The 25,817-nt window shown below is 71.1% G+C and carries 27 protein-coding genes, 3 tRNA genes and 1 pseudogene; 18 read left to right on the forward strand and 13 right to left on the reverse strand.

Annotated features, from left to right (window positions below; all coding sequences use genetic code 11):
- Window positions 1–200 precede the first annotated feature (200 nt).
- The 3 genes from ACPEH2_RS04440 to ACPEH2_RS04450 are packed head-to-tail and all read right to left on the reverse strand — an operon-like array spanning window position 201 to window position 3,308.
- Window positions 201–1,895: an aldehyde dehydrogenase family protein gene (locus ACPEH2_RS04440; protein WP_359920709.1), complete on the reverse strand. Its 1,695-nt coding sequence runs from the start codon at window positions 1,893–1,895 to the stop codon at window positions 201–203.
- 19 nt (window positions 1,896–1,914) lie between these two features.
- On the reverse strand, window positions 1,915–2,175 hold the full coding sequence (locus ACPEH2_RS04445; RefSeq protein ID WP_311860608.1) for a glutaredoxin family protein: 261 nt from the start codon (window positions 2,173–2,175) through the stop codon (window positions 1,915–1,917).
- Entirely contained in the window at window positions 2,175–3,308 is a 1,134-nt protein-coding gene (locus ACPEH2_RS04450; protein ID WP_359920706.1) for a glycosyltransferase, read from the reverse strand. The genes ACPEH2_RS04445 and ACPEH2_RS04450 overlap by 1 nt, the downstream gene beginning before the upstream one ends.
- Before the next feature lie 169 nt (window positions 3,309–3,477).
- Between ACPEH2_RS04450 and ACPEH2_RS04455 the strand changes: the two genes are divergently transcribed.
- Together ACPEH2_RS04455 and ACPEH2_RS04460 are read left to right on the forward strand one after the other, a co-directional pair.
- Window positions 3,478–4,029: an HdeD family acid-resistance protein gene (locus ACPEH2_RS04455; protein WP_359920704.1), complete on the forward strand. Its 552-nt coding sequence runs from the start codon at window positions 3,478–3,480 to the stop codon at window positions 4,027–4,029.
- Window positions 4,030–4,050: 21 nt separating this feature from the next.
- On the forward strand, window positions 4,051–4,902 hold the full coding sequence (locus ACPEH2_RS04460; protein ID WP_359920701.1) for a hypothetical protein: 852 nt from the start codon (window positions 4,051–4,053) through the stop codon (window positions 4,900–4,902).
- A gap of 4 nt (window positions 4,903–4,906) precedes the next feature.
- On the opposite strand, the gene ACPEH2_RS04465 is transcribed toward ACPEH2_RS04460, so the two are convergent.
- The 6 genes from ACPEH2_RS04465 to ACPEH2_RS04490 all read right to left on the reverse strand — a co-directional run bounded on the left by ACPEH2_RS04465 (window position 4,907) and on the right by ACPEH2_RS04490 (window position 11,411).
- The gene (locus ACPEH2_RS04465) at window positions 4,907–5,755 is read right to left on the reverse strand and encodes an NAD-dependent epimerase/dehydratase family protein (protein ID WP_217529866.1); all 849 of its coding nucleotides are present in this window, start codon (window positions 5,753–5,755) and stop codon (window positions 4,907–4,909) included.
- Window positions 5,756–5,792: 37 nt separating this feature from the next.
- Window positions 5,793–6,116 carry a hypothetical protein gene (locus ACPEH2_RS04470; RefSeq protein ID WP_359920698.1) on the reverse strand — a complete coding sequence of 108 codons (324 nt, stop codon included), beginning with the start codon at window positions 6,114–6,116 and terminating at the stop codon, window positions 5,793–5,795.
- 71 nt (window positions 6,117–6,187) lie between these two features.
- The gene (locus ACPEH2_RS04475; protein ID WP_359920696.1) at window positions 6,188–7,183 is read right to left on the reverse strand and encodes a hypothetical protein; all 996 of its coding nucleotides are present in this window, start codon (window positions 7,181–7,183) and stop codon (window positions 6,188–6,190) included.
- 84 nt (window positions 7,184–7,267) lie between these two features.
- Entirely contained in the window at window positions 7,268–8,512 is a 1,245-nt protein-coding gene (locus tag ACPEH2_RS04480) for an alpha-hydroxy acid oxidase (RefSeq protein WP_217529860.1), read from the reverse strand.
- A gap of 42 nt (window positions 8,513–8,554) precedes the next feature.
- Window positions 8,555–10,597 carry a bifunctional aldolase/short-chain dehydrogenase gene (locus tag ACPEH2_RS04485; protein WP_423718310.1) on the reverse strand — a complete coding sequence of 681 codons (2,043 nt, stop codon included), beginning with the start codon at window positions 10,595–10,597 and terminating at the stop codon, window positions 8,555–8,557.
- A gap of 61 nt (window positions 10,598–10,658) precedes the next feature.
- On the reverse strand, window positions 10,659–11,411 hold the full coding sequence (locus ACPEH2_RS04490) for a DeoR/GlpR family DNA-binding transcription regulator (protein WP_359920692.1): 753 nt from the start codon (window positions 11,409–11,411) through the stop codon (window positions 10,659–10,661).
- Between the two features lie 51 nt (window positions 11,412–11,462).
- On the opposite strand from ACPEH2_RS04490, the gene ACPEH2_RS04495 reads away from it, so the two are divergent.
- The 3 genes from ACPEH2_RS04495 to ACPEH2_RS04505 all read left to right on the forward strand — a co-directional run bounded on the left by ACPEH2_RS04495 (window position 11,463) and on the right by ACPEH2_RS04505 (window position 13,311).
- Window positions 11,463–11,597 (forward strand): hypothetical protein, encoded by a 135-nt coding sequence (locus tag ACPEH2_RS04495; RefSeq protein WP_311860590.1) that lies wholly within the window; start codon window positions 11,463–11,465, stop codon window positions 11,595–11,597.
- 389 nt (window positions 11,598–11,986) lie between these two features.
- Window positions 11,987–12,664, forward strand: coding sequence for a hypothetical protein (locus ACPEH2_RS04500; protein ID WP_359920689.1), 678 nt, complete (start codon window positions 11,987–11,989; stop codon window positions 12,662–12,664).
- Entirely contained in the window at window positions 12,640–13,311 is a 672-nt protein-coding gene (locus ACPEH2_RS04505) for a hypothetical protein (RefSeq protein WP_423718313.1), read from the forward strand. Before ACPEH2_RS04500 ends, ACPEH2_RS04505 begins: the two co-directional genes overlap by 25 nt.
- A gap of 86 nt (window positions 13,312–13,397) precedes the next feature.
- Here ACPEH2_RS04505 and ACPEH2_RS04510 read toward each other — a convergent pair.
- From ACPEH2_RS04510 to ACPEH2_RS04520, 3 genes are all read right to left on the reverse strand, one after another.
- Window positions 13,398–13,470 (reverse strand) — tRNA-Phe (locus tag ACPEH2_RS04510).
- Window positions 13,471–13,538: 68 nt separating this feature from the next.
- Window positions 13,539–13,612, reverse strand: a tRNA-Asp gene (locus tag ACPEH2_RS04515).
- 21 nt (window positions 13,613–13,633) lie between these two features.
- A tRNA-Glu gene (locus ACPEH2_RS04520) sits at window positions 13,634–13,706 on the reverse strand.
- A gap of 210 nt (window positions 13,707–13,916) precedes the next feature.
- On the opposite strand from ACPEH2_RS04520, the gene ACPEH2_RS04525 reads away from it, so the two are divergent.
- Window positions 13,917–15,377, forward strand: coding sequence for a peptidoglycan DD-metalloendopeptidase family protein (locus ACPEH2_RS04525; RefSeq protein ID WP_423718314.1), 1,461 nt, complete (start codon window positions 13,917–13,919; stop codon window positions 15,375–15,377).
- Window positions 15,378–15,440: 63 nt separating this feature from the next.
- Here ACPEH2_RS04525 and ACPEH2_RS04530 read toward each other — a convergent pair whose 3' ends face one another.
- On the reverse strand, window positions 15,441–15,974 hold the full coding sequence (locus tag ACPEH2_RS04530; RefSeq protein ID WP_217529849.1) for an inorganic diphosphatase: 534 nt from the start codon (window positions 15,972–15,974) through the stop codon (window positions 15,441–15,443).
- Window positions 15,975–16,239: 265 nt separating this feature from the next.
- Here ACPEH2_RS04530 and tilS point away from each other — a divergent pair, with 265 nt between their 5' ends.
- The 12 genes and pseudogenes from tilS to ACPEH2_RS04590 form a co-directional block, all read left to right on the forward strand.
- The gene (tilS, locus tag ACPEH2_RS04535; RefSeq protein ID WP_253035016.1) at window positions 16,240–17,268 is read left to right on the forward strand and encodes a tRNA lysidine(34) synthetase TilS; all 1,029 of its coding nucleotides are present in this window, start codon (window positions 16,240–16,242) and stop codon (window positions 17,266–17,268) included.
- A gap of 9 nt (window positions 17,269–17,277) precedes the next feature.
- On the forward strand, window positions 17,278–17,829 hold the full coding sequence (hpt, locus tag ACPEH2_RS04540; protein WP_253035017.1) for a hypoxanthine phosphoribosyltransferase: 552 nt from the start codon (window positions 17,278–17,280) through the stop codon (window positions 17,827–17,829).
- Between the two features lie 69 nt (window positions 17,830–17,898).
- On the forward strand, window positions 17,899–19,902 hold the full coding sequence (ftsH, locus tag ACPEH2_RS04545; protein WP_311285104.1) for an ATP-dependent zinc metalloprotease FtsH: 2,004 nt from the start codon (window positions 17,899–17,901) through the stop codon (window positions 19,900–19,902).
- Between the two features lie 10 nt (window positions 19,903–19,912).
- A complete protein-coding gene (gene folE, locus ACPEH2_RS04550) occupies window positions 19,913–20,503 on the forward strand; it encodes a GTP cyclohydrolase I (protein ID WP_253035019.1) in 591 nt (196 codons plus the stop codon).
- A complete protein-coding gene (gene folP, locus ACPEH2_RS04555; RefSeq protein ID WP_359920679.1) occupies window positions 20,500–21,306 on the forward strand; it encodes a dihydropteroate synthase in 807 nt (268 codons plus the stop codon). Before folE ends, folP begins: the two co-directional genes overlap by 4 nt.
- Entirely contained in the window at window positions 21,306–21,671 is a 366-nt protein-coding gene (folB, locus tag ACPEH2_RS04560) for a dihydroneopterin aldolase (protein ID WP_359920676.1), read from the forward strand. The genes folP and folB overlap by 1 nt, the downstream gene beginning before the upstream one ends.
- Complete coding sequence (folK, locus tag ACPEH2_RS04565) at window positions 21,668–22,204, forward strand: 2-amino-4-hydroxy-6-hydroxymethyldihydropteridine diphosphokinase (protein ID WP_217529836.1); 537 nt, start codon at window positions 21,668–21,670, stop codon at window positions 22,202–22,204. Before folB ends, folK begins: the two co-directional genes overlap by 4 nt.
- Window positions 22,201–22,692, forward strand: coding sequence for a DUF3180 domain-containing protein (locus ACPEH2_RS04570; protein ID WP_359920673.1), 492 nt, complete (start codon window positions 22,201–22,203; stop codon window positions 22,690–22,692). Before folK ends, ACPEH2_RS04570 begins: the two co-directional genes overlap by 4 nt.
- On the forward strand, window positions 22,637–23,212 hold the full coding sequence (locus ACPEH2_RS04575; RefSeq protein WP_359920670.1) for a PH domain-containing protein: 576 nt from the start codon (window positions 22,637–22,639) through the stop codon (window positions 23,210–23,212). Before ACPEH2_RS04570 ends, ACPEH2_RS04575 begins: the two co-directional genes overlap by 56 nt.
- Window positions 23,209–24,900 (forward strand): PH domain-containing protein, encoded by a 1,692-nt coding sequence (locus tag ACPEH2_RS04580; RefSeq protein WP_359920667.1) that lies wholly within the window; start codon window positions 23,209–23,211, stop codon window positions 24,898–24,900. Before ACPEH2_RS04575 ends, ACPEH2_RS04580 begins: the two co-directional genes overlap by 4 nt.
- A complete protein-coding gene (locus ACPEH2_RS04585) occupies window positions 24,897–25,604 on the forward strand; it encodes a DUF2520 domain-containing protein (protein ID WP_359920666.1) in 708 nt (235 codons plus the stop codon). The genes ACPEH2_RS04580 and ACPEH2_RS04585 overlap by 4 nt, the downstream gene beginning before the upstream one ends.
- Window positions 25,601–25,810, forward strand: a pseudogene (locus tag ACPEH2_RS04590) (formylglycine-generating enzyme family protein); the annotation flags it as partial. The gene ACPEH2_RS04585 and the pseudogene ACPEH2_RS04590, both read left to right, overlap by 4 nt.
- Between the last annotated feature and the right edge of the window lie 7 nt (window positions 25,811–25,817).

Genomic DNA, 25,817 nt, shown 5'->3' on the forward strand with positions numbered 1-25,817 from the left:
CCCAAGGCGGCTGCATGTTCCCCAAGCGAGCTTCGCGGTCCCCCAAAGACCTCCGCGCGACCCCCCGGCCGCGCGATCCACTCGGAGGCAACTGTAGCGCGCACCGGGCGAGCGTGCGAGTGCGATTCGTAAACTCGGCGTCAGCCGATGTTCATCCGCCCCGCCGTCGCCGCCCGCCGCGGCCGGTCACGCGGCGGGGGTCAGGCGCCGAACGCCCGCACGAGGGTGAGGAGCAGCGGTCCGACCCGGCCGTCCATGCGGAAGCGCGCGAACCCCTCCGACACGGCCCGCCCGGTGCGTGAGGTGACGAACCACGGCGGTGTCGGCAGGACCGAGAACCGGCCGCGTCCGAGCGAGCGCGGGAAGGGCCGGAACGGTCCGCGGACGACCGTCCGCTCGACCCCGTCCAGCAGTAGCGCGTTGTGCACCACGCCGATCCCGCTGGGCGCGTCGTCGATCGTGCCGTCCGGGTACGCGCCCCAGGTGGCGGTGGGGGTGAGGAATCCGAAGGCGGTCCACGCGTTCACGGCCACGGTGCCGTAGCGCAGGCGCGCGAGGGCGTCCTCGAAGCCGGCGCCGAGATCCCGCAGGGTCGCCGGGTCGATGAGGACATTGGCGCCGAGGGTGCCGGTGAGCCGGTCGTTCGCGTGGGCGACCGCCGCGTCGAGGAACGCGGCCCCGGTGCCCGGGAGGTCGATGACGCCGAGCACGGGCGCGAAGTACTCCGTCGTCTCGATCTCGCCGCCGCCCGCCGCGATGGCGCGGGTGTCGCCGGCGAACCACGCGGCATCCGGGTACACGTCCCTCACGCGCTGCAGTCGGTCGGCGGCGTTCGGGTACCAGACGGGACGCTGCGGCGTCCGCCCGAAGGCCCGGTGCAGCTCGCGCACGAACTCCTCGCGCTGGTCCCAGTCGCGGCTGAGCAGCACGACCTGCCCGGCGATGCAGTTGTGCCCGCTGTTGTGCAGCCGCATCGTCGCGACGTGCTCCGCCTGGAACCGCAGGTCGGCCTTCGACCAGCGCCCCGGCACGACGATGATCGGCGACACCCCGCCGAGCTCGGCGGTGATCGGCACCCGCAGCCGGTCCTCGCCCGTTCCGACGATGGCGCGGAAGGTGGTCTCGGATCCCGTGATGTGGACGTGGTCGATCCCGGGATGCCGCGTGAGGTACGCCCCGACGTCGCCGCCGCCGCTCGCCACGGCGACGAGGCCCGCGCGGATCAGCGGTGCGAACGCCCGCTCGAACACGGGCACCAGCGCGTCCTGCGTGGGGTTCACCTTCAGGAGTGCGACGCGCCCTTCGGCCAGCAGTTCGTACAGCACGTCGAGGAACGGGATCGAGGTGACGTTGCCGGCCCCGAGGACGAGACCGACGCCGCCGGCGCGGTGCGGATGCCGCGACGCGAGGCCCGCGGCATCCCTCGCCTCGTGCGGGGTGACGCCGGGCTGCAGCCACACCTCGGTGGTGTACCCCGACAGCAGCAGGCGGTCCGAGGCGTTCAAGGGCGAGGAGTGCACGACGGTGCGTCCGCCGGGGCCGGTGCCGAGGCGGACGCCGGCGAGCGGGCTGCGACCGCGCGCGAGGGCGTCGAGGCTGGCGGCGTACGCGTCGAGCGCGACGAGCGCCGCGTAGGGACCGGCGAGCCACTCCTCACCGGCGAGCGGATGCCGTGGGTCGAGTCCCTTGCTCTCAGCGGCGACGCGCGCCCACTCCTCCGCGACCGCGCCGACGGCCGCGCGCACCTCGCGGAGCAGGTCGCGCCGGGCGGCGGCGGGGAGCGCGCGCCAGTCCGCGGAGCCGGTGCGCAGGCGCGCGAGCGCCGCGTCGAGGGCGGCGCGGGTGTCGGCGTCGGGGGAGCGGTCCCGGGGCGCGGCCGGTGACGTCGTCGTCATCGTCACGGCGCGGGTGGGCTCAGATGAGCGAGAGTTCGCGGAGCTTCGCGGCGACGTCGTCGTTGCTCGGCTCGACGTGGTGCGTCGCGTCGGGGTAGACCACGACGGGGATGTTGGTGCGACCGGAGATCTCGCGGGCGACATCGGCGGCGTCGGGCTCGGCCTCGAGGTCGATGTAGCGGTAGTCGACTCCGAGGCCGTCGAGCTGCGCCTTCGTGCGGCGGCAGTCGCGGCACCAGTCGGCGCCGAACATCGTGATCTGAGCGGACGTGTCGGTCATCACTCCAGCGTACGCCCGCCCACCGCCGTGGGCGCGGCGTCGGGTTGCGCCGCGCGGCGCCCGGATCTGCGGGGGGCGTAGACGACGAGGGCGTGGAAGACGAAGCGCAGCACGAAGGCGGCGACGAGGGTGAGGGCCGCGGCGAGGACCGCCGGGATGTGCGCTCCCTCGACGAGGATCGACAGCACCGGGATGCGGACGATCGCCTCGAGCCCGTTGAAGCTGAACGACTTCAGGAACCGGGTGAGCATGCGCCCGGATTCGGAGCGCATGTCGGCGAAGACGAGGTACTCGAGCAGCAGGAAGTTCGTGATGATCGTCACGACGCTCGCCACGACGGCGGCGGGGACGTAGTCCATCCCGAGGCGGATGAGGCCCCACATGATCACGAGGTTCGCGATGGCCCCGAACCCGCCGACGAGCGCGAACGCCGACATCCGGCCGAAGCGCAGCATCGCGAGCTGGGTGAGGAAGCGGACGCCCTGCGTGAACGTCGCCTTCGAGGTGCCGGCGTGGCGCTGCGCGAAGTCGAAGGGCACCTCGTCGACGCGCAGCTGACGACGGGCGAGCACCTCGAGCAGGATCTTGAAGCCGCGCGGGCGCAGGGCGTCGACGTCGACGGCGTGCGTGTCGAGCAGGAAGAACCCCGTCATCGGGTCGGTGCAGTTCGCGAGCTTGCGCGGGAACATCGCCTTCGTCAGCGCGGTCGAGGCGCGCGAGACGGCGGTGCGGGTCGCGTCGGCGAGTCCCTTCGAGGTGCCGCCCGACGCGTACCGCGAAGCGACGACGACGTCCACGTCGCCGCGTTCGGCGCGCTCGATGAGGCGGGGGATGTCCTCGGGGGGATGCTGCAGGTCGCCGTCCATGACGAGGCACCAGCGGGAGCTCGCCGCCTGGAACCCGGCGACGACGGCGCCGCCGAGGCCGGCGACCGGCTGCTCGCGGTGGAGGAGGCGGACGGGGAAGCGCGACGTGCGGGCCGCTGCCGCGATGATGTCGGCCGTGTCGTCGGTCGAGTCGTCGACGAAGACGACCTCGAAGACGCGGCCGTCGAGCGTGTCACCGATGCGCCGCAGCAGCTCGACGACGTTCGGACCCTCGTTGAAGGTCGGAACGATGATCGACAGATCCATGGCGGGGCTCGCGATGCTCGGCGGGCACGGGACGTCTCAGCCTAATGGCGCCTGCCCGGGCGGGACTGAGGATGTCCCCGGCGAACCTCCTGTGAGGGCTGGGGGCGGGCGTCTTCCGACTGACGGGTGCGGCCGATAGCCTGGCCGCATCCGGCGAGGGGAGTGCGCGATGAGCACGGAGGGAACAGCAAGGGCGGTGGTGAGCGGCATCCGCGGTGCCCTCCTGATCGGGGGTGTGCTGGCGGTCGTCGTCGGCATCCTGATCCTCGTCTGGCCGGGCAAGACGGCGATGGTCGTCGCCGGGATCATCGCGGCGTGGGCGGTCGTCGCCGGCATCGTGAACGTCGCCATCGGGCTGCTGTCGCGCACGGCGGGCTCGTGGGCGCGTGTGGGCCACATCGCCCTCGGCCTGATCTTCGTGATCGGCGGTGTCGTCGCCTTCTCGAACCTCGGGATCGCGGCCGAAACGCTCGCGACGTTCCTGGGTGCGTTGGTCGGCATTTTGTGGATCGTCGAGGGTGTCGTCGCGTTGACGACCCTCCGCGGCGCCCGGTCGCGCGGCTGGACGATCGCGTTCGCGGTTCTCAGCCTCGTCGCGGGGGTGGCCATCCTCTTCGCGCCCGTCTGGGGCGCGCTCGTGCTCTGGCTGTGGATGGGCGTCTCGCTCATCCTGCTCGGCGTCATCCAGATCGTCCGGGCCTCGCGGCTGCGCACGATCTGACCCCTCTGCTAGACAGGGGGGATGATCTGGGGGGATGCCGGTGACACCCGAGCGCGCCGGGTGCGGAGCGGTCTCGTCCTCACCGTCGCGGCGCTGGTCCTGACGACGGGGTGCGTCGCGACCGCGACGGAGGCCCGGAGCGTCGCGGAGGCGGCGATCGAGCCGACCCCCGAGGCGAGCCCCGACCCGACCCCGGTGGCGACCCCCGTGGTGATCCCCGGCGACGGGCCGATCATCGTCGGCGAGCAGATCGTGTCGGGCGTCGGCCCTCGGACCGAGGAGCGGGTGCCGCTGGCCGTGCCCGCGGCCGCGCGTTCCGTACTCGTCGACCTCTCCTGCGACGCCCCGTCGCACTTCATCGCCGAGCTGGGCGACGCGATGATGCTCGGCCAGGCGCAGCTGTCGGGCGAGTGCGACGGTTCCCGCACCCTGGCCTGGCCCTGGACGTACGGATCGTCGGGGATGCTGTGGCTGTCGATCGGGCCGGAGGTCGGGTGGACCCTCGCCGTCACCTACTCGTCCGAGCCGTTCGTGCAGGATGCCGACCTGGTCGAGGAGTGCGAGGCGTACTCGCAGGTTTACAGCCAGGTCTCGAACGCCGACGACGGCTACGGCTTCTACGCCGCGTTCGGAGCCGACGAATGGAACACGCGGGTGGATGCCGCGGCACGGGCGGCCGCCGCGCTCGCCGACGCGTCGGACACGTCGCTCGCCGACGGCTTCGCCGCCATGCGCGACGTGCTCGCGGAGCGCTCGCCGATCCCGGGTGGGATGACGGAGGTGCAGGAGTTCTGGGAGGTGCACCGGCCGATCGCCGAGACCTGCGCGTGGAACCACACCGAGATCGCGGTCTACGCCGAGTTCGGCGGCTGACCTCTCAGCTCACGTGGTCGCGCCAGGAGTGCTGCGGCCGGTAGCCGAGCAGGCGCTGCGCCTTCGCGGTCGAGAACAGCGAATCGTGCGTGCCGAGGTCGCCGCGCGTCTCGGCATCCGGGAACACCTCGGCGACCAGCTCGTCGTTCGGGCGGCTCATGACGGTGTCGGCGGCGGCGATGAGGAAGTGGTCGAACCCGGCGGGCGCGACCTCGAGGGCCCGCGCGACCGCCTGCGCACCGTCGCGCGCGTCGATGTAGCTCCACAGGTTCCACTTGCGGCCGCGGGCGTCGGCGTCGAAGGAGGGGAATTCCGCGTAGTCCTCCGGCACCATCACGTTCGAGAACCGCAGGGCGGTGATGGATGCCGCCGGGTACCAGCGCGTCAGCTGGATCGCCATCTGCTCCTCGAGGTGCTTCACGAGCGAGTACACCGACTCGGGGCGCGCGGGGTAGTCCTCGTCGACCGGGATGTAGGGCGGCGGGACGTCGAACGGCAGCCCCTGCACGGTCTCGCTCGAGGCGTAGACAATCTTCGTGATGCCGATCCGCAGCGCCGCCCAGAACACGTTGAACGTGCTCGCGATGTTGTTGTGGAAGGTCGCGACGTCCGAGCGGATGCCGGGGGCCGGGATCGCCGCGAGGTGCACGAGCGCGTCGATGCCGTCGTGCTGGTCGCCGACCCCGGTCAGCGCGTCGATGACCTGGCCGTAGTCGGTCAGGTCGACCTGGACGAAGCCGGGTCCGCGCCGGCCGCTGGCGTCGAAGCCGATGACCTCGTGACCGGCGGCCCGGAGTTCGCGGACGACGACCGTGCCGAGCTTGCCGGAGGACCCTGTGACGGCGATGCGCATCCCGCCAGCATGACACGCGGGAAGGGCGCGGAGGCCGTCACCACCCGTGGGTGTTGAGCCACTCCCGGCGGTGGGAGGTCTCGGCATCCGTCTCGTGCGGATCCGACGTCTCGTGCGAGGTGAGCCTGCCGTCTTCGAGGGGGACGAAGCGATGGCACACGGGGCAGAGGGCGCGCCCATGGGGCCAGCCGTCCGCGAGCACTGCGGCGGGCTCGCCGGGTTCGCCGGAGCCGGTGCAGCGGGCGGGGTCAGCCGTGGCATCCGTCCACATGATCGTGCGGTGACGGTGCAGGCCGGGGTGGTCGAGCGGGCGCGTGCACCGGCGGCCGTCGTTGCGGCTGCGACAGAAACGGACGGTCACCCGTCGATGATCTCACCGCCGGATTCCTCGATGGCGGTCATCCGACGCAGTGGTGCCGGCAGCCCGCGCGACTAGACGATCGTCGCGTACGGCGCGACCGGGAGCCCTGCCTCGAAGGGGATGAACCACGTGTCGACATTCCCGGCGGGGTCAGCGTCGTCGTTGACTGCTCCCAGGAGCTCAGGGTCCGTCAAGCGGTCCCGGAGCACGCCGAAGAACTCGTCTCGGACGTTCACGTCCTCGTCTGCGATGAGGGCCTCCGCGGTATCGATGAGGTAGTCCATCGCCAGCGCCTCGGCGACCGTCGCTGCGCCCTCCCAGCCGGCAGCAAGCTTGGTGGTGACCCCCGCCATCGTGACCGCGAACCGGCGGAAGAAGAGCGGCGTGTACTCCTCCGCGGACCGCTCAGGAAGAGAGCTCTCGAGCAGGGTTCCCGAGCGCGGCTGGTTCGCGCGGTATTCCCGCATCACCTCGTCCAGGTCGTCGAAGAGTGAGTCCATGACTTCCCGGCACGCAGTTGCAAGCACCCCACAGGCGACCGCCCACTCGAACCCGAACGACGCGATGCCGTCCGCGTCCATCTCGTCGTCGTCGTCGAAGGGCGGAGGCCCGACCGATTCGACGACCTCCGCCGCGCGGGGGAGGTAGACGAGTGCGTCCTCCGTGATCCCGTAGACGGCCATGACCTCCTGCAGGCTCTCGCCCTCGTGGCCGAGCATGGAACGAAGCGCCGTACGCGCGTCGAGGACATCCTGATCGTCGAGGTCGAACGCGTTGACGTCGTCCGCGTCCTCGTGCATCTGGTCGGGAAGGTCCACCTCCACCTCGACACCCAACTCCGTCATCCGCAGCGGTGATCCTTCCGGGATGAGCGCTTCGACGTCGAGAAGGTGGGCGATGGCGTGACGGAGGTCCTCGGTGATGTGGCCCCGGTGCGCGTCCGCGTCCATCTGGTCGTCGCCGTCAGGGACGGTCCGCATCGCCTGGGCGATGACGTCCAACCCGGAGTCGTACTCCAGGTGCACGTGGAGGTTGGCGACGGCCTGAGTCGGGTTGGGAGAGGTCATGCCGGGAGCCTAGTGAGGGCCGCCGACGCTGCCACTTCGCTCGGCCGGGCTACCTGCCGCCCGTCGGCGCGAGCGGGGCCGGGCTCAGGCGTCGGTACTGGGCATCGGCGCGAGGCGGGTGAGCTGGGTCACGTGCCGCGGCTCGAGCTCGGCGATCGAGGCGACGCCGAGGAGCTTCATGGTGCGCTCGATCTCGCTGCGGAGGATCTCGATCGTCTTGTCGACGCCCGCCCGGCCGCCCGCCATGAGGCCATACAGGTAGGCGCGGCCGATGAGGGTGAACTTCGCGCCGAGCGCCATCGCGGCGACGATGTCGGCGCCGTTCATGATGCCGGTGTCGACCATGACCGTCGCGTCCTTGCCGACCTCGCGCACGACGGTGGGCAGCAGGTGGAACGGGATGGGGGCTCGGTCGAGCTGGCGCCCGCCGTGATTCGACAGGATGATGCCGTCGACGCCGTGGTCGATGAGGCGCTTCGAGTCCTCGACGTTCTGCACGCCCTTGATGACGATCTTGCCGGGCCAGATCTCGCGGATGACCTTCAGGTCCTCGTAGCTGATCGTCGGGTCCATCGCGGCGTTCAGCAGGTCGCCGACCGTGCCGCCCGTCGCCGACAGCGACGCGAACTCGAGCTTGGGCGTCGTGAGGAAGTCGATCCACCACCACGGCCGCGGGATCGCGTTGACGATCGTCCCGAGGGTGAGCTGCGGCGGGATTGAGAACCCGTTGCGCTTGTCGCGCAGGCGCGCCCCGGCGACGGGGGTGTCGACGGTGAACTGCAGGGTGTCGAATCCCGCCTCGGCAGCGCGCTTCGCGAGTCCGTACGAGATCTCGCGGTCGCGCATGACGTACAGCTGGAACCAGTTGCGCCCGTGCGGGTTCGCGGCCTTCACGCCCTCGATCGAGGTGGTCCCGAGGGTCGAGAGGGTGAACGGGATGCCGGCGGCCCCCGCCGCGCCCGCGCCCGCGACCTCGCCCTCGGTCTGCATGAGGCGGGTGAAGCCCGTCGGGGCGATGCCGAAGGGGAGCGTGGATGGGCCGCCGAGGATCTCGACGGAGGTGTCGACGTTCTCCGCCGGGCGCAGCACGTCGGGGTGGAACTCGACGTCCTCGAACGCCTGACGGGCGCGGGCGAGCGAGGTCTCGCCCTCGGCGGCGCCGTCGGTGTAGTCGAACGCGGCCTTCGGGGTGCGGCGCTTCGCGATCTTCCGCAGGTCGGCGATCGTGTACGCGGCATCCAGTCGGCGTTTCGTGCCGTTGAGCTCGGGCTTCTTGAATTGCATGAGCTCGAGCAGCTCGACGGGCTTCGGGAATTGACGCTGCACCATGGGGACCATCTTCCTCTGGAGTGATTCGACCGCGGGCCGTGTTTAACGCAGGAAGGCGGCGGCGACGCCGGAGTCCACGGGGATGTGCAGACCGGTCGTGCGCGAGAGTTCGGGGCCGGTGAGGACGTAGACCGCGTCGGCGACGTTTTCGGGCACGACCTCGCGCTTGAGGATCGTGCGGTTCGCGTAGAACTGACCGAGGTCCTCTTCCTTCACGCCGTACGTCGCGGCGCGGTTGGCGCCCCAACCGGCGGCGAAGATGCCCGATCCGCGGACGACGCCGTCGGGGTTGATGCCGTTCACGCGCACGCCGTGCTCGCCGAGCTCGACGGCCAGCAGGCGCACCTGGTGGGCCTGGTCGGCCTTCGTCGCCGAGTACGCGATGTTGTTGGGCCCGGCGAAGACCGAGTTCTTCGACGAGATGTAGATGACGTCGCCGCCCATCTTCTGCTCGATGAGCGCCTTCGCCGCCGCCTTCGCGACGAGGAACGACCCCTTGGCCATGACGTCGTGCTGCAGGTCCCAGTCCTTCTCGGTGGTCTCGAGCAGCGGCTTCGACAGCGACAGTCCGGCGTTGTTGACGACGAGGTCGATGCCGCCGAAGGCGAGGACGGTCGCGTCGATCGCGGCCTGCACCCCCGCGGCATCCGCCACGTTCGCGGCGACGCCGATCGCGACGTCGGTGCCGCCGAGCTCTGCTGCGGCGGCCTGCGCCTTCTCGAGGTCGAGGTCGGCGACGACGACGCACGCGCCCTCAGCGGCGAGCCGCGTGGCGATCGCCTTGCCGATGCCGGATGCCGCGCCGGTCACGAAAGCGGTGCGCCCTTGATGCGTCTTGGGCTTCGGCATCCGCTGCAGCTTCGCCTCTTCGAGGGCCCAGTACTCGATGCGGAACTTCTCGGCGTCCGAGATGGGGGAGTAGGTCGAGAGCGCCTCGGCGCCGCGCATGACGTTGATCGCGTTGACGTAGAACTCGCCGGCGACGCGGGCGGTCTGCTTGTTCGCGCCGTAGCTGAACATGCCGACGCCGGGGACGAGGACGATGAGCGGGTCGGCTCCGCGGATGGCGGGAGAGTCCGCCGTCGCGTGCGCGTCGTAGTACGCCTGGTAGTCGGCGCGGTAGGCCGCGTGCAGCTCGTGCAGGCGCGCGATCGAGTCCTCGACGCTCGCCGAGGCGGGCAGGTCGAGCAGGAGCGGCTTGACCTTCGTGCGCAGGAAGTGGTCGGGGCAGCTCGTGCCGAGCTCAGCGAGCGCCGGTGCCTTCTCGGACGCGAGGAAGTCGAGCACGACGTCGCTGTCGGTGTAGTGGCCGACCACCGGCTTGTCGGTCGAGGCGAGCCCGCGGATGGTGGGCGCGAGGGCCGCGGCCTTCGCGCGGCGCTCGGCGTCGGGCAGGGCCTCGAAGCCGGAGCGGATGCCGCCGAAGGGCTGCGGGGCACCGTGGGCGTCGATGTAGGCCTGGGCGGTCTCGATGATCCAGAGGCTGTTGCGCTCCGACTCCTCGGACGTGTCGCCCCAGGCGGTGATGCCGTGGCCGCCGAGGATGCACCCGATCGCGTCGGGGTTCTCGGCCTTGATGGCGGCGATGTCGAGACCGAGCTGGAAGCCGGGGCGGCGCCATGGGACCCACGCGACCTTCTCGCCGAAGATCTCGCGGGTGAGCTTCTCGCCGTCGGCGGCGGTCGCGATGGCGATGCCGGCGTCGGGATGCAGGTGGTCGACGTGGGTGGCATCCACCAGTCCGTGCATGGCGGTGTCGATCGAGGGGGCGGCGCCGCCCTTGCCGTGCAGGCAGTAGTCGAAGGCGGCGACCATCTCGTCTTCGCGCTCGACGCCCGGGTAGACGTCGACGAGCGCGCGCATCCGGTCGAGACGGAGGACGGCGAGTCCCTCGGGCTTCAGGGTGCCGAGGTCGCCGCCGGAGCCTTTGACCCAGAGGAGCTCGACGGGCTCGCCGGTGACGGGGTCGGTGTCGGTGCTCTTGGCGGAGGTGTTGCCGCCGGCGTAGTTGGTGACTTTGGGGTCGGATCCGAGGCGGTTGCTGCGCGCGATGAGTCCGGCGGCGGCCGTGGGCGTGGAAGACATCGACTCTCCTGCGAGGCTCAGACGTGAAAGATGTTGTGAAACCTTTCACAATCTAACAGAGTCAGCGGATGTCGACCAGATCCCGGAACGGCGACAGCCGGTCGTCGGCAGGGTCCAGCTCGGTGACGAGCAGGTCGACGTCGCTCCATTCGAGGGCGCGCGCGACGGCGAGGCGTTCGAGCTTGGACGAGTCGGCGAGCACGACGGTCTCGTCGGCGTTCGCCGAGAGGACGCGCTTGACCTCGGCTTCCTCGAGGGTCGTCTCGCTGGTGCCGAAGGACGGGTCGAGGGCGGCGGCGCTCGTGAAGAAGCGGTCGTAGTGGAAGCGGGCGGCGCTCTCGCACGCCTGTGCGCCGACGAAGCTGCCGGTGCGCGGTTCGAGGCGCCCGCCGAGGAGGATCGCGTCGATGCCGGGCCGGACCTGGGCGGTGCGGAGGTTGTCGTACGAGTTGGTGACGACGAGCAGCTCGTGGCTCTCGTCGAGGTTCGCCAGGAGCGCGCCGACGGTGGAGGAGGCATCCATCGCGGCGGCACCGCCGCGGGGGAGCAGGTCGTGCGCCTTGCGGGCGATCTCGGCCTTCGCGCCGCCGCGGGTGGCGATGCGCTCGCCGAAGCCCTGCGGCACGATGGCGGCGACGGCGCCGCCGCGCACGCGCCTCGCGAGGCCGTCGCGCACGAGGTCGTCGAGGTCGCGGCGCACCGTCATGACCGAGACCCCGAGCGCGTCGGCGGCGGGTTCGAGGCGGATGCTGCCGGACTCGGCCAGCATCTCGACCAGGCGCGACCGCCGTTGAGCACTGAGGAGGGGCGGCATGCGATCAGGGTAGCCGGGCTGGTCTTGTCGCCCCGCGCTTAGGCTCGATCCGTGAGCGAGCGTCCGGCGGTCAGGTGCCCCACCTGCGGCGATCCGCTGCGCTTCGAGATCCTCGACGACGAGCGGTTCACGGTCGCGTGGTCGTGCCTGAACTGCGGGCTGGTGCGGGTGACGGAGCCGCGGTGAGGGTCAGCGCAGTGACATCGACGTGTCAGGATGCGCGGGCATGAGCAACGACGAGCCCGACTGGACGATCCGCATTCCCGGCTCCGAGGGGCGGCGCTTTACCGAGAGGCAACAGGCACTTCTGGATCGACTCGTGCGCGAGCTGGCAAACTCCCGAGGGGACCGCTCGAGGCGTCCGAGCTGGAGATCAGGGCGTCGGCGATCGTCCGCGAACTCGCCGTGTCCGGACTCGCGGCCGATCAGATGGCCGAGAATAGTCGTCTCCGTCCGGCGTTCGTGCGCACGCTCCTTGCGGGCGGTGGATCTCCCGGCTCCGACTGACAAATGTCACGCTCATCGGTGATGCGTCGGCACTGCCGCGAAAGTCGCCGGCGGCGTGGGATGGATGCATGCCTTTTCGCACATCCATGGTCCCCGTAGCCTCGTCCGCCCTGCCGTTCTGGCGCCGGCCGGGCCACCTCATCCGGACGAACGCGCGCGCCTACGTGCTCCTCAACGTCGCCGCATACGGCCTCGTCCTCGTCGGTTTCGCGCTCGGGCTGCTTTTCCCCGAGCTGAACACCGCCCGCGCGGACGCGCTCGAATCCGACGGCACGGCCGACCTGGTGAGGTCGGTGGTCTCCTCGGCTCCCCTCTTCGCCCTGCTGATCTTCGCGGTGAACCTGTTCCGCCTCAGCCTCGCCACCATCGTGCTGCCATCGCTGCTGGTCCCCTTCGCGGGTCTCGCGCTGTTCGGGTGGTGGGCGGTGGAGACGGGGGTCACGCTCGTGCAGACCACGGCCGTCGGCTGGGTCGCGCTCATCCCTCACGCGCTCACCGTCCTGATCGAACTGCAGGCCTACGTCCTCTTCCTGCTCGGCGCGTGGATCCTGGGCCGCAGCTGGCTGCGTCCGCGCAGTGTCGGGGTGCAGCGGCACCGGGACGGGTATGTCCGGGGACTCGAGAGCATCGGCCTCTTGGCAGTGCCGGCGCTGATCCTCCTGGTCGTCGGAGCGATCTGGGAGGCGTACTCCCTGCTGTACCTGGTCCATCCGCTCAGCCAGTGGCTGCTCGGTGGTGCTGCCTGATGGCGACCTGGCGGCAGCGCATCGCCGAACGGCGGGTCCGCGCGGGGGACGGCCGTCCCCTCGATCCCTACCGGTGGTGGCAGGCGCACGGCAGGTCGACGTTCGCCATCACGATCCCCGGTGCGAACGGATCCACGTCCGTCTTCACGGTCGACGTTCGCCAGTGGGGGGACCGGGATGACGGCGAGGTGCGGGCGCGGCTCTACCGAGACGGCGCGCTGGATGCCGTCTCCCGGCTGCCGGCACGATTCGCCGTCCCCGGCGGCCACATCGAGGTCGCCGCGAACTCCTTCGGGCTCCGACGATGCCACTTCGTCTCGACGGAAGGGGAGGAACGACAGTTGACGCCGCACCCGCGGTCCGCAGAAGGACGGCGCGCGGCGCTGCACCGGCGGCATCCGTTCCTCAGCCATGTGATCGGCGTCGTCGCATCGGTCCTCGTCGTCGCCGGAGTCGGCATCGCCGTGCCCCAGTTGGTCGAGACGATCTCGCACATCGAACTGTTCGCGCAGCACCTCGGCACCTTCACGTCGCCCATCCGGCTCTCCGCGGAGGCGAACATCGCCGTGACGCTCGTTCTGGCAGCGGCAAGCACCGAACGGGCACTGCGGCTGAGGTCGAACTGGCTCGACGAACTGGCCGGATGACGCGGACCGACGCCAGGGCAAAGCAAAACCCCCGCCATGTAGAAGCTAGGCGAGGGTTTCTGGGACCGTTGTAACGACGGTCCGTGTGGCTCCGACGGGCGTCGATCCCGTGACCTCACGATTTTCAGTCGTGCGCTCTACCAACTGAGCTACAGAGCCTCATGGCTGCAGAAGAGCCATGTCCTAGACGAAGAGCCCTCTGAAAACAAAGGGCTCGTCGCTCGGAGCGACCCTGACGGGACTTGAACCCGCGACCTCCGCCGTGACAGGGCGGCACGCTAACCAACTGCGCTACAGGGCCATGCTTATTAAATTGTGGGAGTGACCCCAACGGGATTCGAACCCGTGCTACCGCCGTGAAAGGGCGGCGTCCTAGGCCGCTAAACGATGGGGCCGAGCGAACCCGGGGGCTCACGCTTACCGAGGGTCAAGCATATGCGATCCCCGACGAATGTGCGAATCGAGGGCGCGCCAGCATCCTCCGCCGCGAGAACCGGGGCACGATGGCGATGCCCGTCCGCACTTTTCCTGTGACGGATGTGAACAGTGTTGCTACTGTGATGGGCGGATCAGCACGCCATCTGGCCGAGGGAAGGGTGTGTCCAGTGACCGATCTTTCCGAGGCGTCGGACGTCGATTGCGGCTGCGCGCCCACCGCCGAAGAGGCACGGGGCTTCTCGCGCATCAGCCGGCGCAACGCCTTGGGGCTCGGCATCCTCGGGGTGGCCGCGGCATCCACCGGTCTGGGCTTCGCCCTTCCCGCCTTCGCCGCCACCTCGTACCCGAGCTGGGACGACGTCGAGAAGGCCCGCAACAACGAAGCCGCCAAGGGCTCTGAGATCACCCGCATCCAGAACCTCATCTCGTCGCTTCAGAACGACGTCGCCGCCAAGCAGGCCGAAGCCGAGCGCCTCGGCGTCGAGTACCAGGACGCCGTCATCGCGTTCGAGGACGCCGCCGCCCGCGCCGACGCGCTGCAGGCCAAGGCCGACGCCGAGGAGGCCCGCGCCAAGGAGTCCGCCGCGAAGCTCGGCGTCCTCGCCGCGCAGCAGTACCGCTCCGGCAAAGGCGACGCGACCCTCGAGCTCATCTTCTCCGACTCGTCCGCCAGCGCCGACGAGCTGCTCGGACGCCTCGGCACCATGGACCGCCTCGTCGACGCCAACCGCGACGTCTACGCCGAGGCCGTCGGCGCCCGCGACAGCGCGAAGAGCCTCGCCGCCCAGGCCCAGGTCGCCCGCGACGAGCGTGACAAGCGCAAGGTCGAGGCCGAGCAGAAGATGCAGGCTGCGCAGGATGCCGCGCAAGCCGCGCAGGCCGCCCTCGCCGCCCAGAACGAACACCGCGAAGTCCTCGAAGCGCAGCTCGACGCCCTCCGCGACACCACGGCCAAGACGGTGGCCGGGTACAAGGCCGGCGTCGAAGCCGCCCGCAAGGCGCGCGAAGAGGCCGCCCGCAAGGCGCGTGAAGAGGCCGCCCGCAAGGCTCGCGAAGAGGAAGCCCGACGCCTCGCGGAGGAGAAGCGTCGCCGGGAAGAAGCAGCGGCCGCCGCTGCCAACAAGCCCAAGCCGAGCACGGGGGGATCCTCCGGCGGCGGCTCATCCGGCGGCGGAAGCAGCAGCGGCGGCAGTGGCGGAGTCGTCCAGTCGTCCGGGTGGGTGCGTCCCGCCCACGGCTGGATCAGCTCCTGGTTCGGCACGCGCGGCAGCATCTGCGGTTCCGGTGGCTGTACGGCCAGCGGCCACCGCGGCATCGACTTCGCCAGCTCCTGCGGCTCGCCGATCTACGCCGCGGCATCCGGCACCGTGGTCTTCGCCGGTTACAGCGGAGCCTGGGGCAACTACATCCAGGTCCGCCACAGCGACGGCACCGTCACCGGGTACGCGCACATCATCAACGGCGGCTACAACGTCGGCTACGGCGACCGCGTCCGCGCCGGTCAGACGATCGCCTACATCGGCAGCACCGGCGCCTCCACCGGATGCCACCTGCACTTCGAGGTCTACCGCGGCGGTGTCCGCATCGACCCGGCGCCCTTCCTGCGCGCCCGCGGCATCAGCGTCTGACGCCCGCGCCCGGAAACGAAGAGGGTCGGATGCCGCGCGGCATCCGACCCTCTTCGTTTCACGTCAGAGCGTGTTCGGCGACTCGCCCTCACCCTGCGTGCGGGTCTCGCCCTCGTGCTGCTCGAAGCGCTCGAACGCCTCGCCGACCAGGCGCTCGGCCTCAGCGGCGTTCGCCCACTCGTCGACCTTGACCCACTTGCCCGGCTCGAGGTCCTTGTAGCGCTCGAAGAAGTGGCCGATCTCACCCTTGGTCCACTCGTCGATGTCGTCGACGTCCTGGATGTGAGCCCAGCGCGGATCCTTCGCCAGGACCGCGACGACCTTGTCGTCGCCGCCGGCCTCGTCGCTCATCTTCAGGACGGCGACGGGGCGGACCTTGGCCAGCACGCCCGGGTAGATCTCGCGGTCGAGCAGGACCAGCACGTCGAGCGGGTCGCCGTCCTCGCCGAGCGTGTTCTCGAAGAAGCCGTAGTTCGCGGGGTACCCCATCGGGGTGAACAGAACGCGGTCGAGGAAGACGCGGCCCGTGCCGTGGTCGACCTCGTACTTCACGCGGCTGCCGCGCGGGATCTCGATGACGGCGTCGTACGCGCCCATGCCTGTGCTCCTTTGAATGTCCGGTGGGATGCGCCGACCAGCCTACTGGCGCCGCTGCGTGTGCCGAACTCCGGAAGAAACGCCGCGAACAGCCGTCTTCGGCCCCTGTTGCCGCCGTTTCACCTGCATTCGGTACGCCGCCGCGCACCGTCTTCGGTCCCCGCGGTCATGGCGGGCGACCAGCGGCTGCGGAATCACGCGCGAGCCCCGACAGGCCTCGGCGCCGCAGACTGAGTACGGGACACCGGCCGGATAGCGTGGAGCCGTGCCGTCCCTGAACCCCGCCGTCGCCGAGGTCCGTCGCGCCGTCCGCGCTGCCCTGACCGGGCTTCCGGAGGGCGCCGTCGTCTTCGTCGGGCTGTCGGGCGGCGCCGATTCGCTGGCTCTGGCCGCGGCCGTCGCGTTCGAGGCACCCAAGCTCGGACTGCGGGCCGCCTCGGTCACCGTCGACCACGGTCTGCAGCCGGACTCGGCCGAGGTCGCCGCCCGCGCCGCGCGCGCGGCCGCACGCCTCGACCTCGACCCGCTCGTCGTGCGCGTCGAGGTCGGTGCCGACGGCGGACCCGAGGCCGCCGCACGCGATGCGCGGTACCGCGTGCTCCGGGATGCCGCGCGCGACGCCCGCGCCGCCGCGGTGCTCGTCGCCCACACCCTCGACGACCAGGCCGAGACCGTCCTCCTGGGGCTCGCGCGCGGATCGGGGGCGGGCAGCCTGCAGGGGATGGCGGCGGCATCCGATCTCGACGGCGTGCCGCTGCTGCGGCCCCTGCTCGACGTCCGCCGCGCGACGACGCGGGCCGCCTGCGCCGCACAGGGCCTCGAGCCCTGGGACGACCCCCACAACGAAGACGCGCGCTTCACCCGTGTGCGCGTCCGCGAGCGGGTGCTGCCCGTGCTCGAGGCCGAGCTCGGCCCGGGTATCGCCGAGGCGCTCGCCCGGACGGCCGCGCAGCTGCGGGAGGACGCCGACGCCTTCGACGAGATGATCGACGAGACCATCGAGGACATCGTCGAGCACGCCGAGGCCGGCATCGCCGTCTCGGTCGCCGCGCTCGCCGCCAACCCGCCGGCGCTGCGCCACCGCATCATCCGGCACGTCGTCGCGAGCGAGTTCCACGCCTCGCTGACGCGCACGCAGACCCTCGAGGTGGCGCGGCTGGTGACGGACTGGGCGGGGCAGGGTCCGATCGACCTGCCCGGATGCCGCGCCCGCCGCATCGGTGCGATGATCGAGTTCACGGGAGCCGAGGCCGGGACGGGCGCCCGATTCCCGGCATCCGATCGCGAACTTTAGACTTCTGCAATGCGCGCAGCCGAGATCGCCGACCAGCTCACCGATGTCCTCGTCACCGAGGAGGAGATCCAGGCCAAACTCGAACAGCTCGCGCGGCAGGTGGAGGCCGACTACGAGGGCAAGGATCTGCTGCTCGTGGGCGTGCTGAAGGGCGCGGTCATGGTCATGGCCGACTTCGCGCGCTCGCTCAAGCGCCCGATCGAGATGGACTGGATGGCGGTCTCGTCGTACGGCGCCGGAACGAAGTCGAGCGGTGTCGTGCAGATCCGGAAGGACCTCGACACCGACATCTCGGGCAAGCACGTCCTGATCGTCGAGGACATCATCGACTCGGGCCTCACCCTCAGCTGGCTGCTCGAGAACTTCGCGTCACGCGGCGCGGCGTCGATCGAGGTGCTCGCGCTGCTGCGCAAGCCCGAGGCCGCCAAGGTCGAGATCGACTGCCGCTACGTCGGCTTCGACATCCCCGTGGAGTTCGTCGTCGGCTACGGACTCGACTTCGCGGAGAAGTACCGCAACCTCCGCGACGTGGCGGTCCTCGCACCCCACGTCTACGCCTGATTCCGCGCGGTACGCCGAAAACGAACGCACAGACCCCGCATAGCCCTGCGGGGGTAGCCTGAACGCACCATGAACGTCAAGAAGCTCTCCCGCAACCCGTTCGTCTACGTGGTTCTCATCGGCGTGCTCTTGATCGTCGGGATGACCCTCATCACCAACCTGACGGGTGCCCGCAGCATCACGACGCAGGAGGGCCTGAAGCTCCTCGGCGGCGACACCGTGACGCAGGCGACCCTGACCGACGGTGACCAGCGGGTCGACCTCACCCTCAGCGAGCCGTTCGAGGGCGCGACGAACGTGCAGTTCTACTACGTGGCCGAGCGCGCCGACGCGGTCGTGCAGGCGGTGGACTCGGCCGCTCCGAAGGACGGCTACAACGACGTCGTGCCGCAGACGAGCTGGTTCGGCAGCCTCATCTCGATCCTCCTCCCCATCCTCATCCTCGGTCTGCTCTTCTGGTGGCTGCTCTCGAGCGCCCAGGGCGGCGGCAGCAAGGTCATGCAGTTCGGCAAGTCGCGCGCCAAGCTCGTGACGAAGGAGACCCCGACGGTCACCTTCGCCGACGTCGCCGGGTCTGACGAGGCGATCGAGGAGATGCAGGAGATCAAGGACTTCCTGAAGGACCCGGCCAAGTTCCAGGCCGTCGGTGCCCGCATCCCCAAGGGCGTCCTGCTGTACGGCCCTCCCGGAACAGGTAAGACCCTGCTCGCGCGCGCCGTCGCCGGCGAGGCCGGGGTGCCGTTCTACTCCATCTCGGGTTCGGACTTCGTCGAGATGTTCGTGGGTGTCGGCGCGAGCCGCGTCCGCGACCTCTTCAAGGAGGCGAAGGAGAACGCGCCCGCCATCATCTTCATCGACGAGATCGACGCCGTCGGCCGCCACCGCGGCGCCGGCATGGGCGGCGGTCACGACGAGCGCGAGCAGACGCTCAACCAGATGCTCGTCGAGATGGACGGCTTCGACCCGAAGGTGTCGGTGCTCGTCATCGCCGCGACGAACCGTCCCGACATCCTCGACCCGGCTCTGCTGCGTCCGGGCCGTTTCGACCGCCAGATCGGTGTCGACGCCCCCGATCTGAAGGGGCGCCAGAAGATCCTCGAGGTGCACGGTCGCGGCAAGCCGCTCTCGCCCTCGGTCGACCTGTCGGTCGTGGCGCGCAAGACCCCCGGCTTCACGGGTGCAGACCTCGCCAACGTCCTCAACGAGGCAGCCCTGCTGACGGCCCGCTCGAACGCGCAGCTCATCGACATGCGTGCCCTCGACGAGGCCATCGACCGCGTGATCGCCGGTCCGCAGCGCCGCACCCGCGTCATGAAGGACAAGGAGAAGCTCATCACGGCGTACCACGAGGGCGGCCACGCCCTCGCCGCCGCCGCGATGAACAACACCGACCCCGTCACGAAGGTCACGATCCTGCCCCGCGGCAAGGCGCTCGGCTACACGATGGTGCTGCCGCTCGACGACAAGTACTCCGTGACCCGCAACGAGCTGCAGGACCAGCTCACCTACGCGATGGGCGGACGTGTCGCCGAGGAGATCGTCTTCCACGACCCGACCACCGGTGCCTCGAACGACATCGAGAAGGCCACCGGCATCGCCCGGAAGATGGTCACCGAGTACGGCATGACCACCGACGTCGGACCGGTCAAGCTCGGCTCGTCGTCGGGTGAGGTCTTCATGGGCCGCGACATGGGCCACGGCCGCGACTTCAGCGAGCGGATCGCCGAGCGCGTCGACGCCCAGGTGCGCGGACTCATCGAGCAGGCGCACAACGAGGCGTACCAGGTCATCAACGACAACCGCGAGATCCTCGACCGGCTCGCGCTCGCGCTCCTCGAGAAGGAGACCCTCGACCACCTCGAGCTCGCCGAGATCTTCAAGGACGTCAAGAAGCTCCCGCCGCGCCCGCAGTGGCTCTCGAGCAGCGAGCGTCCCGTCTCGACGCTGCCTCCCGTCGAGGTCCCGCGCCGCGCCGAGGCGCCGGTCGCGGCGAACACCGAGGCCGCGCAGCCGGCCGCCGAGACCTCTCCCGCGCGCCACGCGACGGGGCAGGCTCGACCCGCGACGGCCTGAGGCGGCCCGCATGGCGGTCGACCGCGAGCGCGTCGCCGAGCTGGTCCGAGAACTGCTCGTGGCCATCGGTGAGGATCCGGAGCGCCCGGGCCTGAAGCTCACCCCGCAGCGCGTCGCCGACGCGTACGCGGAGTTCTTCTCCGGAGTGGGGGAGGATGCCGCGGCCCCCCTCGCGCACACGATCTCGGTGACGCGGGGGCCGGCCCCCGACACGCTGCCCTCGGGCGCGGTCATGCTGCGCGACATCCGCTTCCAGTCGATGTGCGAGCACCATCTGCTGCCGTTCGCGGGACGCGCGCACGTCGCGTACCTGCCGGGCGAGCAGGTGGTCGGTCTCGGCGCACTGCCCCGGGTGATCGACATCCTCGCCGCTCGGCCGCAGGTGCAGGAGCGCCTGGGCGAGCAGATCGCCGACGCGATCGCCGGCTCGATCGACACCCGCGGGGTGCTCGTCGTGCTCGACGCGGTGCACGAGTGCGTGACGATGCGGGGCGGGCGTCAGACGGCGGCATCCACCGTCACCGTGGCGGCCCGCGGCGCGTTCACCGAGGCCGCGGCCCGGGCCGAGGCGATCGCCCTGCTCACGGGTGGCCGCACATGACCCTCGTCATGGGGGTCGTGAACGTCACGCCGGACTCGTTCAGCGACGGCGGACGCTACGCCTCGCGCGACGCGGCGATCGCGCACGGTCGCGCGCTGCGTCTCGACGGTGCGGACCTGCTCGACATCGGCGGAGAGTCGACGCGACCGGGCGCCGAGCGCGTCGCGCCGGCGGACGAGCAGGGCCGCATCCTGCCCGTCGTCGAGGCCCTCGCCGAAGACGGCGCGACGATCAGCGTCGACACGATGAACGCGAGCACCGCGATCGCCGCCGTCGCCGCGGGCGCGCGGATCGTCAACGACGTGTCGGGCGGCCTCGCCGATCCCGACATGCTCCCCGCCGTCGCAGCCACCGAGGCCGACGTCGTCCTGCAGCACTGGCGCGGGCACTCGGCCGACATGTACCGCACCGCCGTGTACGACGACATCGTCGCCGAGGTGGTCGGCGAACTCGGTGAGCGCGTCGCCGCCGCCCGGGCGGCCGGCATCCCGGATCACCGCATCATCGTCGACCCGGGCTTCGGCTTCGGCAAGACGCCCGAGCAGAACTGGCTGGTCGTGCGCGGCCTCGCCCGCCTGATCGGCGAGGGTCACCGGGTGCTCGTCGGGACGAGTCGCAAGCGGATGCTGGCGGTCGCCGCCGCCGGCGCGGGCATCGAGCTCGCGGGCGAGGACGACCTGGACCTCGCGACCGCCGTCACGAGCGTCCTCGCCGCGCAGGCGGGGGTGTGGGCGGTGCGCGTGCACGACGTCGCCGCCACGCGTCTCGCGCTCGCGGTGCGCGCGGCGTGGGAGGGGGAGTGATGACCGACGAGATCGCGATCACCGGCATCCGTGCCACGGGGTATCACGGCGTCTATGACCACGAACGCCGCGACGGTCAGGAGTTCGTCGCCGACCTCGTGCTCTCGCTGTCGCTCGCGCCCGCGGCGGCCAGCGACGACGTCGTCGACACCGTGCACTACGGCGAGGTCGCCGAACGGGTCGCGGCGCTGCTCGCGGGCGACCCGGTCAACCTCATCGAGACGCTCGCCGAGCGCATCGCGACCGCCGTGCTCGCCGGGTGGCCGCTCGTCCAGACTGTCGCCATCACCGTGCACAAGCCGGCAGCTCCCATCCCCGTCCCGTTCGGCGACGTCGCCGTGACCGTCCGGCGGTCGCGCGCATGAGCCGTCGGTTGGCCGAGGGGACACCGCCGCGCGAGCCGCGTGCCGCCGGCCCCGCCCATCGCGCGGTCATCGCCCTCGGCGCGAACCTGGGGGAGCGGGCCGCCACGATCGCCGAGGCCATCGCCGACCTCGGCCGACTGCCGCTGACCGAACTGGTCGCCGCCGCCGAGCCGATCGAGTCCGTCGCCATCACGCTGGGCGGACCGGATGCCGACGCCCCCCGCTACCTCAACACGGTGGCGATCGTCGACACCCGTCTCGCGCCGACGATGCTCCTCGGCTATCTGCACGCCATCGAGGGGCGGCACGGACGCGAACGGCGGGAGCGGTGGGGGAGCCGCACCCTCGACCTCGACCTCATCACGTACGGCGACGTGCGCTCCGACGACCCTGCGCTCGTCCTGCCGCACCCGCGGGCGGCGGAGCGGGACTTCGTCCTCGACCCCTGGCTCCGCATCGATCCCGACGCGGTGCTCCCCGGTGTCGGCCGGGTGGCCGACCTGCGCGCCGCCCTCCCCGGAGGTGCGTCGTGACGCGCACGAACCCCCTCCTGCTCGCGGCCATCGCCGTGGTGTCGGGTGTCGCCGGTTTCTTCGTCGACCAGGTGCTGACGGGGATGGGGCAACCCAGTTTCACCCCGTCGCCCCTGCTGCCGATCCTGCTCGTCGCACTCGCGGTGGCGGTCGTCGCGGCGGCGATCCCGGTGCGCCGTGCGACCGTCGGGGCGGCGGCGCCGGTCGATCCGTTCCGGGCGCTGCGGATCGCGATGATGGCGAAGGCGTCGAGCATCGTCGGCGCCCTCGTCGCGGGATTCGCGGGCGGCCTCCTCGTCTTCGTCCTCACACGACCGGTGTCACCCTCGTTAGGCTCGACGGGTGCGGTGATCGCCGCACTGGGGGGCGGGTTGCTCCTCGTCGCCGGCGCCCTCGTCGCCGAACACCTGTGCACCATCCGGAAGGACGATGATGACGACCAGCCCGGACCCGACGAACCCGATTACGGACTCTCCCACTCCGACTGACGACGCGACCTTCTCGCGGATCTTCGAGCCGCGCGGCGCGAACCGCCTGCCGCTCGGCGACGGCACGTGGCGGCAGTTGTCGCGCAAGTACGTCCTCGGGCAGGTCATCGGCAACCTGGTGCTGCTGGTACTGATCGCCGCGGCGGTCCTCACCCTCTGGCTCATGTTCCAGGCGACCTGGCCTCTCATCCCCGGCTCGATCCTCTTCGTCATCGTCCTCGTGACGTTGATCGTCACGCCGCGTCAGGCGCGCTCGATCGGGTACCAGCTGCGCGAGGACGACCTCGTCTTCCGCCGCGGCATCCTGTGGCAGCGCATGGTGTCGGTGCCCTACGGTCGGCTGCAGCTCGTCGACATCACACACGGCCCGCTGGATCGGATGCTGGGCATCGCCCAGCTGAAGCTCGTCACCGCCGCGGCATCCACCGGTGTGACGATCCCCGGACTGCCGCAGAAGGACGCCGAAGCGCTGCGCGACACCCTCATCGAGGTGGCCGAGACCCGGCGGACCGGCCTGTGAGCGACCTCGACCCGCAGCCGGCCGCTCCGGCGGACGTCGGCGTGCCCGCGCCGCCGCCCGCCGCGGTGCGGTCCGAGATGAGCGACGGCGAATGGCACCGGCTGCATCCGCTGTCGCCGCTGCTGCGCGGCGGGCTGACGCTCCTCGTCATCATCGGCATCCTGATCGCGAACCTGCGCGACCGGCTCATCTCGTTCTTCCTGCCGGAGGGTTTCCGGTGGGACGAGGAGGACCCGGTCGACTTCGTGCTGCAGAACGGCATCGCCGTCCAGGCGATCGTCGCCGTGGTCGTCGGGCTGATCGTGCTGGTCGCCCTGTTCTGGATGGCGTGGCGCTTCCACACCTTCCGCATCACGGGCGACGAGGTCGAGGTGCGCAGCGGTGTGCTGTTCCGCACGCACCGGCGCGCACCCCTCGACCGGGTGCAGGGTGTGAACCTCACCCGGCCCGCGCTCGCCCGGCTCGTCGCGCTGGCCAAGCTCGAGGTCGTCGGCGCGGGTCTCGACGCGAACGTCAAGCTCGAGTACCTGTCGACGGCGAACGCCGAGACGGTGCGCGGCGACATCCTGCGCCTCGCGTCCGGACACCGGACGAAGGATGCCGCGGCCCGCACGGCGGCCGGCGGTCCGCTCACCTCGCGGGTGACGGCGGGGATCTCCGAGATCATCGACGGCGTCGAGGACGACGGCACCGAAGCGGAATCCATCGTCCGCGTGCCGATGTCGCGCCTCATCCTGGCGGGGCTGCTGTCGGGATCGACGATCAGCTTCGTCCTCGTGGTGATCGCCGTGATCGTCGGGCTCGTGCTGCAGCCGGTGTGGATCGTCCCGGCGCTCGGCGCCTCGATCCCCACCGCCATCGCCTTCGGCGCGTACGCCGTGCGCCGCTTCGTCCGGACGGTCCGCTACTCGATCGCACCGTCGGCCTCGGGCGTCCGGGTGACCTTCGGGCTGCTCACGACGGTGACCGAGACGCTGCCGCCCGGCCGCATCCACGCCGTCGACGTCCGTCAGCCGCTGCTGTGGCGTTGGGGCGGGTGGTACCGCATCCGCATCAACCAGATCTCGGGACGTTCGGCGGGCGACACGTCGGCGGCGCAGATGGGCGACGTGCTGCCCATCGGGACGCAGGCGGACGTCGAGCGCGTCCTGCGCCTGCTGCTCCCGTCGGTCCCGATCGATGCGGCGCTGCTCGACGCGGGCCTCCACGGCCCTGCCGCGGGCGACGGGTACACGACGTCGCCGGCTCGCGCGCGCGTGATCGACCCGCTCACCTGGCGACGCAACGGCATCCTCGTCCTGCCGCAGGCCGTGCTCGTGCGCACCGGGCGCCTCTGGCCGAAGCTCACCATCCTGCCGCTCGCGCGCCTGCAGTCCGTGCGCATCTCGCAGGGTCCCCTCGACCGCCGGCTGGGCCTCGCCGGGCTCACCGGCCACACTGTGCTCGGCCCGGTGTCGGGCACCGTCGCCTCGCTCGACCACGAAGAGGCGTACGCGCTCTGGAACGACATCACCGCGGCGGCCGTGGCTGCGGCATCCGCGGAATCGGTGAGCCCGGCTGCGGATGAGGAGGATGCCGCGGGGGTGGATGCGGCGGGGTCCGCGCCGGACACCGCCGCGCCCGTGTCCGCGCCCGACACCGCCGCGCCCGTCGTCGCACCCGCCCGACCGGAGGACGAGCAACCGTGACGCGGGACGGCCGCCTCGGCGTGGGGGTGATCGGCGCGGGACGCGTCGGTCCCGTGGTCGGTGCCGCCCTCGCGGGCGCCGGGCATGCCCTCACCGGCATCACGTCGGGTTCGGACGACGATCGCGTCGACGCGATCCTCCCCGACCTCCCCCGGCTGAGCGCGGAGGAGGTCGTCCGCCGCAGCGAACTCGTCGTCCTCGCCGTCCCGCACGACGAGCTGCCCGCCCTCGTCGCGGGCCTTGCCGAGGTCGGGGCCTGGCAGGTCGGGCAGATCGTGATGCACACCGATGCCGCTCACGGCATACAGGTGCTCGGTCCCGCCGCGTCGCGCGGCGCGATCCCCGTCGCCATCCACCCCGCCATCGCCTTCACCGGCACGTCGACGGACCTCCGCGCTCTGAAGGACGCCTACGCGGCGGTGACCGCACCGGCCGCCGTGATGCCGATCGCGCAGGCGCTCGCCGTCGAGATGGGGTGCGAGCCCGTCGTGGTCACGGACGCCGAGCGCGCCGCCTACGGCGAGGCGATCGCCACCGCCACGACGTTCTCCTCGTCGATCGTGCGGCAGTCCGCCGACCTGCTCCGCGCCGCGGGTGTCGAGGATCCGTCGCGCTACCTCTCCGCCCTCGTCCACACGACGATCGACCGCGCGCTCACCGAGACCGCCCCCTCGATCGGCGACGGTCCGACGGTGCAGCCGTGAGCGACGTCGAGCTCGCCCGCATCCCCGCCGGGCGGGTGGAGCTCCACGACGCGCGCCGTAGAACACGCTGGACCGTCGAGCTCGAACCGTTCGAGATCGGGGTCTATCCCGTCACGGAGGAGCAGCTCTCCGAGGTGCTGGGGATCGCGGCATCCCATCCGCGGCGTCCCGCCGCCGAGGTCAGCTGGCTGCGCGCCGTGCGGTTCTGACCAG

Origin of the sequence: Microbacterium sp. NPDC064942 (genome assembly GCF_049545525.1) — a bacterium.
GTDB classification, from domain to species: Bacteria; Actinomycetota; Actinomycetes; order Actinomycetales; family Microbacteriaceae; genus Microbacterium; species Microbacterium gawkjiense.